This is a genomic window from Thermostichus sp. MS-CIW-34, assembly GCF_054060435.1.
The window spans coordinates 13,599-29,977 of sequence record NZ_JBSSDE010000022.1; the positions used below are offsets into that span (position 1 = coordinate 13,599).

Here is a 16,379-nt window from a genome sequence, read left to right on the forward strand (position 1 = left end):
CAGCCCAAGGGATCCCTAGCAGCCACTCACGGCAATATCGGTCGGCATAAAGGCCAGCTCCATTTGCGCCACATAATCGGCGTAGCTCAGTGCCGGCCCAGTGTCCCAATCCGCCAAGCCATGCATGCACTTCGACCATTGAATGAAGGCGGCAGGATAGATATAGGCCAAACTGGGATCCTGCAAAACCTCTTTGGGCAGCGGAGGAGCGGACTTGAGCACCGCCAACAGAGCCGGGGGCTTGGGGAGAATCCCGCGCGTGGCCTCGATCTGCTCTGGGGAAACCCTAAACTTGGCGGCGATAAACGGGATCACTCTGGAAATGGCCATCACCCAACACCAACCTCGCCTATAGAGGTAGGTTGCCCCCAAGCCGAGGGGCTGGCCTCAGGGATCCTACGGAGACCGGAAAAGGAGTGATGAACATTGGCGAGGATGGCCGTGGGCGGGCCTGGGATCCCCTTGCTTGGGGCCGCTGCTCCCCGTTATTCTAGTAAAGCTGAAAAATCTGGGGAAACAGTGAGCCGTGGCTAAAAAGAGCATGATCGAGCGGGAGAAAAAGCGCCAACGCTTGGTCGAGAAGTATCGGGAGAAGCGCCAACAACTGAAAGCAGCCATGGCCGATCCCAACATCGACCAGGCCACCCGCATGGAGCTGCACGCCCAACTGCAAAAACTCCCTCGGGCCAGCTCGCCCACACGCCTGCGCAACCGCTGCTGGAAAACCGGGCGTCCCCGGGGTTACTTCCGCGATTTCGGCCTGTGCCGCAACAGCCTGCGGGAAATGGCCCACAGAGGCTTATTGCCAGGTGTGGTCAAGTCTAGCTGGTAGTTGCCTGGCCTTCGCCGCTTGGTTATGCAGCCAAAACACCCTTTTGAGAGATCCTGAGTGGGCCTGCAACCTTTTCAGCTCTGTGACGAAGATCTCACCCCTGCAGTGGCAAAGGCCCTGGCCAGGGAACCTTACCTGGCCGTGGATACAGAAACAATGGGGCTGATCCCGCAGCGGGACAGGCTTTGCGTGGTGCAAATCGCCAACTCCGCCGGTGAGGTGGTGTTGTTGCGGTTGAGCCGTGGAGTAAAGCAGGCCCCCCTTCTGGCGGGGCTGCTGACGGATCCCAACATTGAAAAGATTTTCCACTACGCCCGCTTTGACCTGGCGATGCTGCGCTATCACCTGGGGATCCGGGCGTGGCCCGTCTTTTGCACCAAAATTGCCAGCAAACTGGCCCGCACCTACACCAGCAAGCATGGCCTCAAGGATGTGGTGAGCGAGCTGTGCGGGGTCGAACTCAACAAAACTGCCCAAAGCTCCGATTGGGGAGCCGTCCACGCGCTATCCGCCGAACAGCTGGAATATGCCGCCAACGATGTTCGCTATTTGATTCCGGTGCGCCACAAGTTGGCGGAGATGTTACGGCGGGAAGAACGCTGGGAGTTGGCGCAGCAGTGTTTCCAACATTTGCCTACTTTGGTAGAGCTGGATCTGTTGGGCTTCAGTAACGTCTTCGAACATCAGTAGGCGGGGCTTTACTTGATAGACAGTCACCGAATTTTCGGGCTGGAGGCCCGCACCATAGCCGCAGGCTTGGTGTCGGGAGGAAAGTCCTCCTCTATATAGGTTTGCTGGTCAAAGTCTGGATGAGCTACGATAGGCCCATGAGCCAGACTATCTCTGTACGTTGCAAGCTGATAGTCCCTGTAGAGTTGCGTCAAGAGATTGACCGCACCTTGCAGAGATTTGCTGACGCTTGTAACCAGATCTTGGATACCGCCAAGCGCGAGAAGTGCTGGAATACCGCCAAACTGCACCACTTGGTCTATCGACCGGTAAGAGCGGCTACGGGGCTGAAGGCTAATCACGTCTGTCAAGCGCTCCGCCGTGTGATTAGCAACGCCAAAGCGGTGAAGCAAGTCCACAAGTTCCGCCCCACCAGTCTGACTTTGGACGCTCGTACTTTTAAGTACCGAGAGTCCGACCAAGCCTAAGTACCGAGAGTCCGACCAAGCCGTGGGCGTGACCCTGATGAGCGGACGGGTTTGGCTCAAGCTCAAGATCGGTGGTTACCAGATGGCGCTTCTGCGAGGCCAGGAGCCAACAAGTGCAACCCTGTCCAAGACCAAGCAAGGGGACTACTACATCAACATTGCTGTTGAGCTGGATACTCCCCCGACTGGCAAAACTCCAAAGGTAATCGGAGTTGACTTGGGCAGGCGAGATATCGCCACCGCTAGCAACGGACGCTCTTGGAGTGGAGAGCACATCCAGGCCGTCCGTGACCGGTTCAGCCGTGTACGCGCCAAGGTTCAATCCAAACGCACTCGCAGCTCTAGGAGACTGCTGAGAAGGCTCTCTGGGAGAGAACGGCGCTACCAGACATGGCTGAACCATAACATCAGCAAAACCTTGGTCAGGGATGCCCAGGCTATTGGTGCGGCACTGGCTTTTGAAGACTTGACAGGCATCAGAGATTGCCTGAATCAGAAGTCTCGAAGTAAGGCTGAGCGGCGCAGGACTAACAACTGGGCGTTCTACCAGCTCAGGATGTTTGTAGCCTACAAGGCTGCCATTGCTGGAGTGCCTGTGGTGCTGGTGCCGCCTGCCTACACCAGTCAGACCTGCCACAAATGCCTGCACATCCACCCTGAGCGGGGTAAGTCCTACCGCAATGGTAAGTCGTTCAAGTGTGGGCATTGTGGGTGGGAAGGGGATGCTGACCATAACGCTGCTCAAGTAATCTCTCTCCTTGGGGCGACTGTAAACTCGCCTGAAATTCCGAAACTTAGCTGTCCTCTGGGGCCGCTAGGGATTGGGATAAAGCCCGCACCCTGCGCATAGCACGGGTGTCGGGTAGTTTACTGTCTTCGATGACCGGGCCCTCGGGGATCCCACATCTCCTGAAGCTGAACATGGGGGGACCTCACCGGCCCACAAAGTATCTGGCAACACAGCTGGCTGCCCCTCTCTCTGATGTAGTGGGGATGGGGTTGGCCATACCAATCGAGATAAACCGGCCTGCAACCCTCATTGCTCCCGCCATCATCTGTCTGGATCAGGGGGATCAGCCCTCACTTGGGCCACTATGAAAATCATTGGAGTTGAGTCAATGTTGGAGTGGAAGCCTACAACCAAGCCAAACGAGAGGGCAATAACTCCACCAATGCACTCCTCAAAGCTTGGGAAAAGGTCAAGCAAATTTTCACACGAGATGAGAAAGGGATCTTCTCCAAACGCAAGACCTAGCCCAAAAAGTTTCCGAAGTAGCGAGAGCACAGTAAAGCGCCATCTCGCCGCTCTGCCTGTACGTGTTCTGGGTCTGCTCCAATTTTTTAGCTGCAACCTCATATCCTGAGAATAGCCCGAAAAACTCTAACCTAACCTTGCAGGGGTGAGCCTATGGCTGCGAGTGACTTCAAGGATTACTACAAGATCCTGGGCGTCAGCAGAGATGCCTCTGCCGAGGAAATCAAGCGCGTCTATCGCAAGCTGGCCCGCCAGTATCACCCCGACGTGAACCCCGGCAACAAGGCGGCAGAGGAACGCTTTAAGGAGATCAACGAAGCCTACGAGGTGCTCTCTGATCCAGAGAAGTCGCAGAGGGTGGTTCAAAGTGGGTTATCTTCCCCCGCTGTTTCGGGCAAGCCCGTTCTGGAGTTGCGCCACGTCTCGCTGCAGTACCCCACCAAGGGATCCCCAGTCACGATCATCCGCGACGTCAGCTTTTCTGTTGCCCACTCGGAGTTTGTCTCCATTGTTGGGCCGAGCGGCTGTGGCAAGACTTCTCTTTTGAAGATGATGGCCGGCCTGAACACTGACCATGGCGGCACCCTCTACTTTCAGTTGCAGCCCATCGCCGGCCCCCTGAAGAGTGTGGGCATGGCCTTTCAAAACCCGGTGCTGCTGCCCTGGCGCACAACCCTGGAGAACGTGTTGCTGCCGTTGGAGGTGGTAGAGCCCTACAAGCGCACCTTCAAGCAAAACCTGGCCCAGCACGAGAAGTCGGCGCTGGAGCTGCTGGCCACCGTGGGCTTGGAGGGTTTTCAGAAAGCCTATCCTTGGCAGCTTTCTGGGGGAATGCGGCAGCGGGCTTCCCTGTGCCGCGCTTTGATCCATCAGCCGGAGCTGTTGTTGTTGGACGAACCTTTTGCCGCTTTGGATGCCTTTACCCGCGAGGATATGTGGGAAATGTTGCAGCGGCTGTGGCTGCGCACCGGCTGCACCGCCATTTTGATCACTCACGATTTGCGGGAGGCGGTTTTCCTCTCCGATACCATTTATGTGATGGGGCCACGGCCTAGCGAGATCATCTTTTCCCTCAAAGTGGATCTGCCCCGTCCACGCCCGCTGGAGATCTGCCTGACGGACGAGTTTCACCGCTTGGTCTCGGAAGTGCGCCAGCACATTCGGCGCAGCTATTAGGCCAAAGAGCCCTTGATCCAAAAAATCTGGAAAGGTTTGCTGGACAGGTTACCACGCATCTCTGCCGAGGGATCCCATGAAAAAATCATTTGACCGATTTTTGCAGACCCAAACGGCTTCTGTGGTCTTGCCCGCTGTCACCATCGTTTTGACCCTTGTGCTCTGGCAGGTGGGGGTGGGGCTGTTCAACGTTCCTCGCTTCATTCTGCCGGCGCCCACCCAGATCCTCGCAGCCATGAACCAGTGGAGCCCGGTGATTCTGCGTCACTCCCTAACCACCCTCACTTCGACGCTGCTGGCCTTTGCGCTGGCTTTGGTGGGGGGGATATTGCTGGGATCGATCATCGGCAGCTCCCGCCTGGCCCATCTGTGTTTGTACCCGCTGCTGGTGGGGTTTAACACCATCCCGAAGGTGGCTTTGGTGCCGCTGCTGGCGATTTGGTTTGGCTTGGGCCTGATCCCGGCGGTGATCACGGCCTTTTTGCTGGCCTTTTTCCCCATTGCGGTCAATGTGGCGGTGGGGCTGGAGACGGTGGAAGCCGAAATGCGGGATGTGCTGCGCTCGTTGGGGGCCAGCTCTTGGGAGATTTTCACCAAGGTGGGGCTACCCCACAGCATGCCCTACCTGTTTGCCTCGTTGAAGGTGGCCATCTCCTTTGCTTTTGTCGGCTCGGTGATCTCGGAGACGGTGGCTTCCAACCAGGGGCTGGGCTACCTGATCGTGTCGGCCAGCTCTTCTTTTGATGTGCCTTTGGCCTTTGCGGGTTTGGTTGCCCTCGGCATTATGGGCATTTTGCTCTACACCTTTTTTGCGGCTTTGGAGCGCTATGTCCTGTCCTGGCGACAGTAGCATCTGCTCCAGGGGATCCCACCGATGCCTGAACAAGCTAGCCCAAATCTGGAAAAGTGGCCCGCACTGCCGGGTGGACGATCTTTCCTGCCCTGATGTTGAGCCCTTTGGCCAAGGCCGAGTCTTGTTCCAAAGCAGCGGCCAGGCCAAGGTTGGCCAGCTTGAGGATGTAGGGGAGTGTGGCGTTGACCAGCGCTTGGGTCGAAGTCCAGGGAACGGCTCCGGGCATGTTGGGAACGCCGTAGTGCAACACCCCGTGGGCTTCGTAAACCGGCTGGGCATGGGTGGTAACCCGCGTGGTGGCGATGCACCCCCCCTGATCCACCGCCACATCCACAATGAGGGAGCGAGGACGCATTTGGGCCACCAGCTCTTCTCCCACCAAGACCGGGGCCCGCCTTCCCGGCACCAACACTGCCCCTACCACCAGGTCGGCCTCGCGAACACACTCTTCCACGCTTTGGGCCGTGCTGTAGAGCAGCTCTACCCGCGAGCCAAAAATCAGCTCCAGCTCGTTCAGCCGCTGCAGGTTGATGTCCAAAATCTGCACCCGCGCCCCCAAGCCTACGGCCATTTTGGCCGCCTCGGTGCCCACGGTTCCCCCGCCCAGGATCACCACCCGCCCCGGCGGCACCCCCGGGATCCCGCCCAGCAACACGCCCCGCCCCCCCTGCTGTCGGGTGAGGTAATGGGCGCCAAATTGCACCGAGAGCCGCCCGGCAATCATGCTCATGGGCATCAACAAGGGCAGGGATCCATCTGCCAATTCCACCGTTTCATAGGCAAGGCAGGTGGCCCCCGATTGCAACAGCGCCTGGGTCAGCTCGCGGCTGGCGGCCAAGTGCAAATAGGTGAACAGAATAAGGTCGGGATGGAGCAGAGGATACTCAGCCGGCAGGGGCTCCTTGACCTTCACCACCAACTGCTGCCGGTAGATCTCCTCAGGAGTGACAGCCAGCTTGGCCCCCGCTTTTTGGTAGTCCTCATCCGTGAAGCCCGCCCCCTGGCCTGCTTGGGTCTCCACCCACACCTGATGCCCCTGTTCGGTTAAGGCCCGCACCGCCGCCGGTGTCAGCCCGACACGGAACTCTTGCTCTTTGATCTCTTTGGGCACGCCAATTCGCATAGGGATCCCCGTAGGGCTGCTTTCCAGTCTAGACAGACTCTCCCCGCAATGGGATCCCTGGCCTGAGCAGGAGAGCGAAAATTGTAAAGTTTTGTGCGCGATCTGTCGGGGCAAGCAATCGCCAGGCTAATTTTGTTAGCTCAAGATTTCAAGCGCAAACCTAGATCTCTTGCCATGATTGGCACGAAAACAAGACATAACAGCCTCAGAAAGCCCAATTTTCTTGCTTGCGCTTATCCCCAAGAGCAATGTTAATATCTATGTCACGAAGTCTCCGTACTCCCTCGCGAACGCACCTTGAAAACTGCATGGATTCAAGCTTTTCCGGGGGTAGGGTTGATCCCTACCTTTTCCCCGCAAGGGGACGGAAACGGGATTAAATCGAGCATTTACTAGTTTGAAGTAGTCTAGTTGATCCCTACCTTTTCCCCGCAAGGGGACGGAAACCATGTGGTCAATCAACCACTTGAATTCCTCCCGAGGTTGATCCCTACCTTTTCCCCGCAAGGGGACGGAAACTCTATCGGGCTCATGTGAGCCCATCAGTGGCACAATTGTTGATCCCTACCTTTTCCCCGCAAGGGGACGGAAACAGGTTGATCATGGAATGCCAGTTCACTCGACGTGAGATGAGTTGATCCCTACCTTTTCCCCGCAAGGGGACGGAAACCTGCAAATCTTGTTTGAGAATATCCCGCAGGCGGGTGTCATGCGTTGATCCCTACCTTTTCCCCGCAAGGGGACGGAAACGAAAAGGGAGGATATATGCGTATCAAATTGCTGGGAGTTGATCCCTACCTTTTCCCCGCAAGGGGACGGAAACGAAGAGTCATAACTACCTCCTAGTTATTTACTACAAGTTGATCCCTACCTTTTCCCCGCAAGGGGACGGAAACGGGACGTACACGTACTCGGTAACATAGCCGTTATGGCCATGTTGATCCCTACCTTTTCCCCGCAAGGGGACGGAAACTTCAAACCTCGGTGCCTCGACTTCAAGGAAGTACTTGACGTTGATCCCTACCTTTTCCCCGCAAGGGGACGGAAACACTTCACCTATTTGGCATTGGGTGAATAGAAATGGTTGGTTGATCCCTACCTTTTCCCCGCAAGGGGACGGAAACTCGTGTTGGAACGGCAGGTGCGAAACGTGTATTGCGTGCGGTTGATCCCTACCTTTTCCCCGCAAGGGGACGGAAACATTCCGAACCCGATCTGCTTCAGGTCGATTTAACAGGTTGATCCCTACCTTTTCCCCGCAAGGGGACGGAAACCTGGTCTGTATACCTCAGGAAGAACATTAACCAACCATCCAAAGTTGATCCCTACCTTTTCCCCGCAAGGGGACGGAAACGGCAGGCAACTGCCCATTGAGGAGCTACCAAGCCTTCGTTGATCCCTACCTTTTCCCCGCAAGGGGACGGAAACACAGCCGATAATGGCTTATTTGCCTCTTGTTGACTTAGTGAGGTTGATCCCTACCTTTTCCCCGCAAGGGGACGGAAACCGCATCCACAGCATTAAGCTGCTTCAGCGACCACCGAGCTTGGCTGTTGATCCCTACCTTTTCCCCGCAAGGGGACGGAAACCGTACCCACCGATTCTGGGAGTAGTTCCAATAGTAGTTGATCCCTACCTTTTCCCCGCAAGGGGACGGAAACGCCAAAGGACGGAGGGCTTGAGAAGTTTTGTCCTTACGTTGATCCCTACCTTTTCCCCGCAAGGGGACGGAAACGCGGCGGGCAATCCCCTCTAACACACTTTGCATGTGCGTTGATCCCTACCTTTTCCCCGCAAGGGGACGGAAACCTGAGCTACGCGAGGCGAGAGGAGAGAGAAAGGAAAGTTGATCCCTGCCTTCTTCGAGACATCCTTGAGAACTGAGACTGGCGGATTCTAGGGTGGATCCCTAGCGCAGGAAACGGGCCAGCAGCACCAGTCCGATGCCGCCGAACAAGATGTTGAAGCTCCAGGCTGCCGCCCAAGGGGGAAGGGCTCCCACTTCTCCCAAGCTGCGAGACACGCTCAGAACCACGTAGTAGCCAAACACCAACAGGATCCCGAAGACGACGCCCCCGTAGCGTCCCACCCGCCGCGCGGTGGTGGATCCCAGGGGTAGCGAAATTAGCACGGCAAAAAAGCTGGCCAAGGGCAGGGAGAAGCGCATGTGGAACTCGGTGCGCAGAGCCTGAGTATTGAGATTGGAGCGGGCCAAACGGGAAATCCGCTCCGCCAGCTCCGGTAAGCTCAACTCGCTGGGGGAAACCGGCGGCTGCATTAGGGTAGCCAGATCCTGGGAAACTTGCAGCGGCTTGCGATGAAACGTTTGCTCGGCAATGCTGAGACCCGTGGGGCCGTAAAGGTGGGTCGCTCCTTCGCTGAGGCTCCACTCCAGTCCATTCCACACTGCCTGAGCGGCCAAGGTCACTTCCGCCAACTGGTATTTGCCCCCCGGCAAGGGATCCACCCGCAAAATCGTAACATCTTGCATCGTATTTAACCGGGGATCCACTTGGCGGATGAAGAACCAGAGGTTGTCTTCGGTTTTGAAAAAGACATCGTATTGCACCGGGGTGGTGGCCTGGGCCAGCAAAGCTTGCTGATCGATCTGGCGGATTTGCTGTTTACTGGCTGGCAGCAGCACGTTGCTAATGAAAAAAGCGCTCAAGCTCATGGCCAACCCCACCAGCAGCAGGGGCCGGAAAATCCGGCTAAACGGGATCCCGGCTGCCCGCATAGCGGTGATCTCGCTGTTGCCGCTCAGCTTGCCCAAGGTGAGCATGGTGGCAAAGAAGGCGGCAATGGGCATACCCAGCACCACCATCTCCGGCAGATCCAAAACCAAGAGGCGCAACACCGTCAGGGGGGGGACGGATCCCTCGACCAGCCGCTCGGCCAGGGTAAACAGTCGGCCCACCAGCAGCAGCAGGGTTCCCCCGGCAATACCGGCCAGCACCGGGGTGAGCATCTCCCCAAACAGATAGCGCTCCAGCAGCCAGAACTTGGTGAGCAACCGTGCCATGTTTGAGAATTGAAAGGGATCGCCCTCATCCCCATGGAAGAGACGGGTTGCAATGGCCGAAAAATCGGCAGCAAAAGCCCTGAACCAGGCTCATCAATGCATTCTCGCTCAAGGGCTTGGGGCAGGTGGGGGAAACGACTCCGTTTTGTCGGCAGGATCCAAACGCGGCTGAGGAGAGTTGAGGGGAGGTTCGGACGCGGGATCCAGCTCGGCCCCCCAGGCGGCCAGGTAGGCCCGTTGTTCGGGGGAAAGGCGGCGAGCCTGGCGGAAATCTGCCCCTGCCACGATAGCTCCGGTGTAGGCCCCGGTCTTAAAATCGGGCTTTTGCCCTGGCTGAGCAGGGGAAGCCGTCTGAGGGGATCCCACAAACAGCAAAGCGCGGTAGAGATCGGCCCCGCGCAGGTCGGCATCCCGCAAGTTAGCTCCGCACAGATTGGTGTGGCTGAGATCGCAGCCGCTCAGGTTGGCTCTCTCCAGGCTGGCTTCGCTGAAATCCACCGCTCGCAACAGGGTGCCATGCAGGTCGGCTCCCTCCAGCATCGTGCCCAGGTTGACCACTCGGATGCCGTTCACGCGATCCCGCTGGTAACCCCCTTTGCCGTCCAGAATGGGTCGGCCCAGGTGTTGATCCCGCCGCAGAGGGCTGAGCAGGTTAGCGGTGGAGAGAAAGCGCAGGATCTTGGCTTTGCCGAAGCGATCCACCCCATTCAACAGAGCAGCCGTGCGCCCGGCAGCAATGGCCCGCTCCAGGGGCCAATCGTCCAACTGCCCATCGGGAGACAAGACCAAGTTGGAAATGCCTTCAAAGTAGGCGTCGATGGTCTGCTGCTGGGTGATGATATTCTGCTGAATGGTGAGATCGCGGGAGATGATGTACTGCCGCCAGGCGATGTAGGCGGCCAGGATGGCGATCAAGATCTGGCCTGTGGCCCCAAACACTTCTCCCAAAGCCCCAATCGCCTCCCAACTCAGGGATCCCAAGGCAGAAAACAGCCCGCTCCCGGCAATCCCTCCCATCACGGCCAAGCTGAGGGCCACTCCCGCCCAGGCCAATTGAGGCCAAGTGGTCAGCCACTGCCAAAGACGGCGTCCGATCTGAGCCCAAAGCGATCGCCCCCACCAGCCCGCCAGGCCCAGCCAAGCCAGCACCGCCCCCCAGCCCAAGACCGGCTGAGCCATCAGCTTTCCCAAGAGCAGCAAGAAGGCCGGGATCCCCAACAGCAGCAGATGAATCAGGGGTTGCCACGGTGAGACCGGAGACAGCAGGATCCCGGATTCAAGCAGCGACGGCTCTTGGGGCAGATGTTCGGGGGCAAGGGTTCTGTAGGTCATGGCGCAAGCAGGGAGGTTACTCTAGGGCTAGTGTTAGACTTGCAAAAAAAGCCTGCGTTAGTCCGTATTTGGAGTTGGCGGATAGGGCAGGATCCCGCCTACTCAGTTTGGTAGGATAACCTCGGCCTTTCTTCTCTAGCCCAGCCTGGTGTGAGGATAACCACCATGATCTCTTCCTTATTGTCCTTACTGCCTATTGGTCTGCAGAAATCCGGCGAACACCAATCTACAGCAGTCCTGCCCGGCCTGCGGGCGCAGCGCCACCGTTCTGCAATGCTGACGCGGCTGGCAACCTCTCTGATGCTTGGCACCACCTTACTGCTGACAGCAAAGTTGGATCCCGGCTGGGCGCAAACTTCCCTGGACACCGGCATTACCGGTGAGCAGACCCTGCCTCAAGCTCCCCCTCTCCCGGACAATCGCCCGGCCATTTTTGTGGATGCGGCCAACGGCAGCGATACCCGTGGGGATGGATCCCGCAATAACCCCTTCAAGACGATTACTTATGCCATTCAGCGGGCTGAGGCTGGCAGCGTCATTCAGCTTTTTCCCGGGGTATATAGCGAGGAGAGCGGCGAAACCTTCCCCATCCGTCTGAAAGCCGGCCTCACCTTGCGTGGGGACGAGTCCACCTTGGGAGAGGGCTATCTCATCACCGGCGGCGGTACCTACATGAGCCCGACCCTAGGCCGACAAAATGTTGCTCTGCTGGCAGAAACCGGCGCAGAAGTGCGAGGAGTTACCCTGCGCAACCAAGGGCGGCGCGGCTATGCCCTCTGGGTGGAATCGGCCTCCCCGCGCATTCTCAACAACAGCTTTGTGGGCAGCATCCACGATGGGATCTTCATTGCCGGCGCTGCCAATCCCTGGGTAGAGGGCAACCGCTTCTATAAAAACGGGGCCAACGGCATTTCCGTTTTGGGCACCTCCCAGCCCACCATCGTCAATAACCTGTTCCAAGAAACCGGCTTTGGCATCACCATCGACCAACGCTCGGCGCCTGTTGTGCGCAACAACCGCATTCTGCAGAACCGTACCGGCGTGATCGTCGGGGGCAGCTCCAGGCCCATCCTGCGCAACAATCTCATCGCCCAGAACTTGGAGACCGGCCTCACCGCCATCACCACTGCCCAGCCGGATTTGGGCACGGCCACGGATCCCGGCAACAACATCTTTGAGGGCAACGGCCAATACGATATCAACAACGCCACCCGCGGCCTGCGCATCAATGCCAACGGCAACCAACTGCGGGGCAAAGCCAAAGGGGATCTGGATCTGTCCGGTCAAACCACCGTTGCCGCCCTTCCCGACAGCGCTCCCCGCCCCATTGCCCCTGGCACTTTGGCTCTGCCCAGCGCTCCGGCCCAGCCGGCTACTCCCAGGGATCCCCGGCCAGCCGCTGAGACCCCCTCCACCTTACCGGTTGTGACGGTGCCGCAATCGACGGATCCCAGCCCAGTTGCCTCTCTATCGGGATCGGGGGGGCGCGTTTTGCCCAACGTTCCTGCCCAGCCGGCGGACACTCAACCCCAAGCGCAGGAGTTTGTTGCCGTCCCCTTCACGCCAGATGGCTCTACCGCACCTGCTCAGCCGGTTGGCCCTGCCCCCGCAGCTCCTGTTCCCAGGCCACCGTCGGCTCCCCTCACAGATATCACCACCCTTCTGCCCCCGCCGGCCCGTCGCTCATCGGCAGGGATCCCGGCCACTCCCTCTGCTCCCACTACAACTCCAGTTGCCCCCCCTGTGGTTGCTGTGGGTAACGACTCCGTTTCGCCAACGCGAACGGCAACTCAATTTCGCGTGTTGGTGACCCCCAAGAGCAGCGATGACTTGAACCGATTGCGGCAGCTCATCCCCGAGGCGGTGGAAACGGTTTTCAACGGCAGAACAGTGTTGCAGGCTGGCCTCTACGACAGTCGCAGCCAGGCCCAGTCGGTGTTGGATCAGCTGTTGGATGCCGGCTTTGAGGCGGTTGCCGAGATGATTTTCCGCTAGCGACCCTCCACACTGCCGGCTTGCTTCTCCATAGCGGTACGAGGGAGCTTTGATCCCAGTTCTTTGGCGGGGTGGCCAGCCATTGAGCCCAAGTCTCCTTGGTCGCTGGCAAGGGAATTGACTACAAGTGCTTGCCAAGAGCGATGACGGCTCGAACACCCCCTCTCTAGTCCAGCGGATCCAGTCGGTAGCGGCTGAGCCAGTGATCCAAATGCACTTCCTCCTCGTCCAGCAGTTGGGCGTTAATCAACCCCCGTTTGAAGGCAAGACGGATGGCTCGCGCCCGCAAGCTGAAGGTGGTTCCCCACTCGTCGCTCTCAATTTGGTCGTTGCTCACCTCTAGTTTGTCGTAGAGGTTGCGCAGACGGTTGGTTACCCCTCGGCGGGACAAAAAGCGCCGTGCAGCAATGGCCTGGTCGGTGAGGCCAAGGGCAATGTCGATCAGCACTTCGTACTCGGCATCGCTGAGACCGGTAATTTTGTTTTGTGAACGGGAATCGACCCCGCGCACCTCTCGGTCGATCACGCATTGCTCATCCTGCACCACCGCTTGGATGGCGCTGACCAATTTTTCATCGGTGCAATTTTTCAAAAGGTAGCCATAGACAGTTTGCGGAGGCACGATCTTGTGCAGCTCCCGCACATAGACTTCATCGGCAAAATGCGACCAAAAAATGATGCGCGTGCTGGGGCACTCTGACCAAACCTGTCGTGCTACCTCGATCCCGGTCATCTCAGGCATGCGAATGTCCATCAACACAAAGTTGGGGTGGTGCTGGCGGTAGAGTTCCAACGCCTCTCTACCATTCGAGGCTATATACACCGGGCCGAACTCAGGCAAATGTTGTGTTAGCAGGCTATGAACATGCTGACGGTAGAGAGCGTCATCTTCAGCAAGGAGGGTACTCACGGGCCTTTATCAGAATTACCGAATACTCTCTTTTCACTACCTAACTCTAAAGACACCCACAAGGGAAGACAAGGCACTATTGAGCAGTACTCAATGGAGCAAGGGATCCCCTCCGCCGGCGATGAGTAGCGGCTCAGGAAAAGGAGTTCGTCCCGCTCTCGTCCTGTGGAGGTTGCGGTTTCCCCATAGCGCTCACGCAAACGGCCAATGAACTTCTCCACCGCAGACGTCGAAAACTTTTGATAAGCAGCAGTCTATGCTGTTTCTACGGCAGAGGCCAAAAATGCCTCAATCTCAGAGCGCTGGGGCAAGCTAGGTTGGGCTCCCGCACGGGTTACGGCCAAAGCAGCGGCGGCATTGGCAAAACGCAGGGCTTCCCTCAGGGATCTGCCGGCAGCCAAACAGGCAGCTAAGGCCCCACAAAACCCATCTCCGGCAGCGGTGGTATCCACCACTTCCACAGGATGAGCTGGCCAATGGCCACTTTCTTCCCCATCTGCCCAGACCAGCCCTGCCCCTCCCAAGGTGAGGATAACGGCTGGGATCCCGTGCTTCTGGAGCTCCTGAGCGATCTTTTGGGCTTGTTCCGGCGTTTCCACAGGGGATTGGGCAAGGGCAGCCGCTTCGCTTTCGTTGAGCACCAAGTAGCGAACCCGGCGCAACAGGGATCCCGGCAATGGCGCGATGGGGGCGGGATTGAGCAAAATCGGGATCCCTTGGGCAAAGGCTTGTTCTGCTGCAGCCTGCACAGTGGGCAGGGGGATTTCCAGCTGCAGCAGGAGCAGGGCCGCTGGGGTAAAGGGAGGCAAATGCTCCGGCAGATAGCGACCATTGGCTCCAGGGCTGACCACAATTCTGTTTTGCCCGCCGGGATCCACTGTGATCAAAGCTAGGCCGCTGGGCCCCTCCAACTGCCTCAGGTGGCGGGTATCCACGCCGTTGTGCTCCAGGTTCTCTTGGAGCAGACGCCCAAACTCATCGGATCCCACTGCCCCCCACATCTCCACCTGGGCTCCCGCCCGTGCCGCTGCCACCGCTTGATTGGCTCCCTTACCGCCAGGGTAGGTGGCGTAGTCGGATCCCAGCACCGTTTCCCCAGGGCCGGGATGATGGGGCACCTGCACCACCAAATCCATGTTCAAGCTACCCACCACTCGGATCGGGCCTGCCATCGGGCTTGTGGGGAAATCCTGTTGGAAAAGCAGAGATCTAGAGATCTTTGGTTTGGATCCCTGGGCAGCTATTGTATCAGCCGCCGGTCTTGGCCAGGGATCCCCTTGAGCGCCCTACCACGCGGCAAGGGCTGATAGCAGTCGTGGTTTTTATTACCATCTATTTCAACTGATCGCGCTAGCGGGCCGGAGGCCTTAGCAGGAAGCAACCGGTCGTTTGTTTCACCTCAACGGTGAGATAAATGACTATGCGTTGTGGAACGGTTATCTGTAGGGATTGGTCGCCCTTCGACATATCGCCACTCTGCTGAAAACACAGGGCAAGAACCCGATTCCAAAGGTTGAGGATCCCGACTATCTTGGTGGGTGTTGACCCAGGAAGCAAGCTGATGTTGCTGACAACTACAGATGTGCTGCAGGGTGTGGAGATCGAGGGCTACCTGGGCATTGTAACAGCCGAGGTGGTTTACGGCAGCAACGCTCTGCGGGACTTTTTTGCCGGCATCCGCGACATCATCGGCGGGCGCACAGGGGCCTACGAGCGGGTTTTCGAGCAAGGCCAAAAAGAAGCCCTGGAAGAGCTGGAGCGGCGGGCCAAACGCTTGGGGGCAAACGGCATCATTGGTGTTGCCATCAACACCGGCACCATCAACATCGACCAAACCGGGGTGCTGCTGCTCATCACCGCCACCGGCACCGCCGTTAAGCTCCGCTGACGGATGCTTCTGTTGAAGGTTTCCCTTTCTCGGAAGATGATGGCAGCCTGTTCTCAGGCCAGGCTTTCCATCACCGCCTCGTCGATCTCGAAATTGGCGTAGACATTCTGCACATCGTCTAGGTTGTCGAGACGCTCCATCAGGGCAAGCACTGACTTGGCCGTATCGGGATCCTCCACATGCACCTCAGTGGATGGGATCCAGCGGATGGCCGCATCTTGCACTGGGTAGCCCTCTTTTTTCAGGTAGGTGGCCACCTGCTCCAGCAAAGAGTAGTCGCAGTACACCTCTGCTCCTGTGCCTTCCACCTTGAAGTCGTCTCCTCCCGCTTCCGCCACCGCCAGCAACAGGGCTTCGGGATCCAACACCTCCTCCAGGCTGATCACCCCTTTTTGCCGGAACAGCCAGCTCACGCAGCCGGCTTCTCCCAAGCTGCCGCCGGTTTTGCTGAAGGCTTCTCGCACCTCGGCAGCCGTGCGGTTGCGGTTGTCGGTCATGGCCTCGATCAACACAGCCACCCCACCGGGGCCGTAGCCCTCGTAGCGAACTTCTTCCAGGGGGCTGTCGTCGCTCCAGTTGCCGGCTCCCTTGGCAATGGCTCGTTCAATGTTTTCGCTGGGCATCCCCGCTGCTTTGGCTTTCTCCACTGCCGCCCGCAACTGAAAATTCCCATCCGGATCTGGCAAGCCGTTGCGAGCTGCCACGATGATGGCCCGCGAGAGTTTGGTAAAGAGGCTGCCCTTTTTGGCATCTACACGGGCCTTTTGCCGTTTAATGTTGGCCCACTTGCTGTGTCCTGCCATGCCGCCACACACCAGTCAAGCAATGAATTGGAG

13 protein-coding genes, 2 pseudogenes and 1 CRISPR repeat array are annotated in these 16,379 nt (G+C 58.2%); of the genes and pseudogenes, 8 read left to right on the plus strand and 7 right to left on the minus strand.

Going from position 1 to position 16,379, the window contains the following annotated elements:
• Positions 1-15: 15 nt before the first annotated feature.
• The gene (locus ACVWYY_RS08895) at positions 16-330 is read right to left on the minus strand and encodes a hypothetical protein (protein ID WP_457440293.1); all 315 of its coding nucleotides are present in this window, start codon (positions 328-330) and stop codon (positions 16-18) included.
• Positions 331-526: 196 nt separating this feature from the next.
• Between ACVWYY_RS08895 and rpsN the strand changes: the two genes are divergently transcribed.
• The 6 genes and pseudogenes from rpsN (at position 527) to ACVWYY_RS08925 (ending at position 5,270) form a co-directional block, all read left to right on the plus strand.
• Positions 527-832 carry a 30S ribosomal protein S14 gene (gene rpsN / locus ACVWYY_RS08900; RefSeq protein ID WP_011432985.1) on the plus strand — a complete coding sequence of 102 codons (306 nt, stop codon included), beginning with the start codon at positions 527-529 and terminating at the stop codon, positions 830-832.
• A gap of 57 nt (positions 833-889) precedes the next feature.
• Positions 890-1,522 (plus strand): ribonuclease D, encoded by a 633-nt coding sequence (locus ACVWYY_RS08905; RefSeq protein ID WP_457440295.1) that lies wholly within the window; start codon positions 890-892, stop codon positions 1,520-1,522.
• A gap of 137 nt (positions 1,523-1,659) precedes the next feature.
• Positions 1,660-2,839, plus strand: a pseudogene (locus tag ACVWYY_RS08910) (RNA-guided endonuclease InsQ/TnpB family protein).
• A 558-nt stretch (positions 2,840-3,397) separates the two neighbouring features.
• Positions 3,398-3,586 (plus strand): annotated as a pseudogene (locus ACVWYY_RS08915) (DnaJ domain-containing protein); the annotation flags it as partial.
• 15 nt (positions 3,587-3,601) lie between these two features.
• Entirely contained in the window at positions 3,602-4,420 is an 819-nt protein-coding gene (locus tag ACVWYY_RS08920) for an ABC transporter ATP-binding protein (RefSeq protein WP_457440319.1), read from the plus strand.
• 76 nt (positions 4,421-4,496) lie between these two features.
• Positions 4,497-5,270, plus strand: a complete 774-nt coding sequence (locus ACVWYY_RS08925; protein ID WP_414356055.1) for an ABC transporter permease — start codon at positions 4,497-4,499, stop codon at positions 5,268-5,270.
• 37 nt (positions 5,271-5,307) lie between these two features.
• On the opposite strand, the gene ald is transcribed toward ACVWYY_RS08925, so the two are convergent.
• The 3 genes from ald to ACVWYY_RS08940 all read right to left on the minus strand — a co-directional run bounded on the left by ald (position 5,308) and on the right by ACVWYY_RS08940 (position 10,750).
• Entirely contained in the window at positions 5,308-6,396 is a 1,089-nt protein-coding gene (gene ald, locus ACVWYY_RS08930; protein WP_457440297.1) for an alanine dehydrogenase, read from the minus strand.
• Positions 6,397-6,731: 335 nt separating this feature from the next.
• A CRISPR array of direct repeats spans positions 6,732-8,205; the repeat unit is 37 nt; unit sequence GTTGATCCCTACCTTTTCCCCGCAAGGGGACGGAAAC.
• A gap of 100 nt (positions 8,206-8,305) precedes the next feature.
• Entirely contained in the window at positions 8,306-9,418 is a 1,113-nt protein-coding gene (locus ACVWYY_RS08935) for an LptF/LptG family permease (protein WP_457440299.1), read from the minus strand.
• A gap of 108 nt (positions 9,419-9,526) precedes the next feature.
• Entirely contained in the window at positions 9,527-10,750 is a 1,224-nt protein-coding gene (locus tag ACVWYY_RS08940) for a pentapeptide repeat-containing protein (RefSeq protein ID WP_457440301.1), read from the minus strand.
• 165 nt (positions 10,751-10,915) lie between these two features.
• Here ACVWYY_RS08940 and ACVWYY_RS08945 point away from each other — a divergent pair, with 165 nt between their 5' ends.
• Positions 10,916-12,745 (plus strand): DUF1565 domain-containing protein, encoded by a 1,830-nt coding sequence (locus tag ACVWYY_RS08945; RefSeq protein ID WP_457440303.1) that lies wholly within the window; start codon positions 10,916-10,918, stop codon positions 12,743-12,745.
• 166 nt (positions 12,746-12,911) lie between these two features.
• Here ACVWYY_RS08945 and ACVWYY_RS08950 read toward each other — a convergent pair whose 3' ends face one another.
• Positions 12,912-13,655 carry a response regulator gene (locus ACVWYY_RS08950; protein WP_414343332.1) on the minus strand — a complete coding sequence of 248 codons (744 nt, stop codon included), beginning with the start codon at positions 13,653-13,655 and terminating at the stop codon, positions 12,912-12,914.
• Between the two features lie 254 nt (positions 13,656-13,909).
• A complete protein-coding gene (gene rbsK, locus ACVWYY_RS08955; protein WP_457402637.1) occupies positions 13,910-14,827 on the minus strand; it encodes a ribokinase in 918 nt (305 codons plus the stop codon).
• Between the two features lie 389 nt (positions 14,828-15,216).
• On the opposite strand from rbsK, the gene ACVWYY_RS08960 reads away from it, so the two are divergent.
• Complete coding sequence (locus ACVWYY_RS08960) at positions 15,217-15,543, plus strand: YbjQ family protein (RefSeq protein ID WP_457440305.1); 327 nt, start codon at positions 15,217-15,219, stop codon at positions 15,541-15,543.
• Positions 15,544-15,596: 53 nt separating this feature from the next.
• Here ACVWYY_RS08960 and ACVWYY_RS08965 read toward each other — a convergent pair whose 3' ends face one another.
• Positions 15,597-16,346 (minus strand): YebC/PmpR family DNA-binding transcriptional regulator, encoded by a 750-nt coding sequence (locus ACVWYY_RS08965; RefSeq protein WP_011432973.1) that lies wholly within the window; start codon positions 16,344-16,346, stop codon positions 15,597-15,599.
• Positions 16,347-16,379 lie beyond the last annotated feature (33 nt).

Coding starts and splice junctions, on each gene's coding strand:
- ACVWYY_RS08940 (WP_457440301.1), bottom strand. CDS start 10,750: ATGACCTACAGAACCCTTGCCCCCGAACATCTGCCCCAAGAGCCGTCG.
- ACVWYY_RS08965 (WP_011432973.1), bottom strand. CDS start 16,346: ATGGCAGGACACAGCAAGTGGGCCAACATTAAACGGCAAAAGGCCCGT.
- ACVWYY_RS08960 (WP_457440305.1), top strand. CDS start 15,217: ATGTTGCTGACAACTACAGATGTGCTGCAGGGTGTGGAGATCGAGGGC.
- ACVWYY_RS08925 (WP_414356055.1), top strand. CDS start 4,497: ATGAAAAAATCATTTGACCGATTTTTGCAGACCCAAACGGCTTCTGTG.
- ACVWYY_RS08895 (WP_457440293.1), bottom strand. CDS start 330: ATGGCCATTTCCAGAGTGATCCCGTTTATCGCCGCCAAGTTTAGGGTT.
- ACVWYY_RS08945 (WP_457440303.1), top strand. CDS start 10,916: ATGATCTCTTCCTTATTGTCCTTACTGCCTATTGGTCTGCAGAAATCC.
- rbsK (WP_457402637.1), bottom strand. CDS start 14,827: ATGGCAGGCCCGATCCGAGTGGTGGGTAGCTTGAACATGGATTTGGTG.
- ACVWYY_RS08935 (WP_457440299.1), bottom strand. CDS start 9,418: ATGGCACGGTTGCTCACCAAGTTCTGGCTGCTGGAGCGCTATCTGTTT.
- ald (WP_457440297.1), bottom strand. CDS start 6,396: ATGCGAATTGGCGTGCCCAAAGAGATCAAAGAGCAAGAGTTCCGTGTC.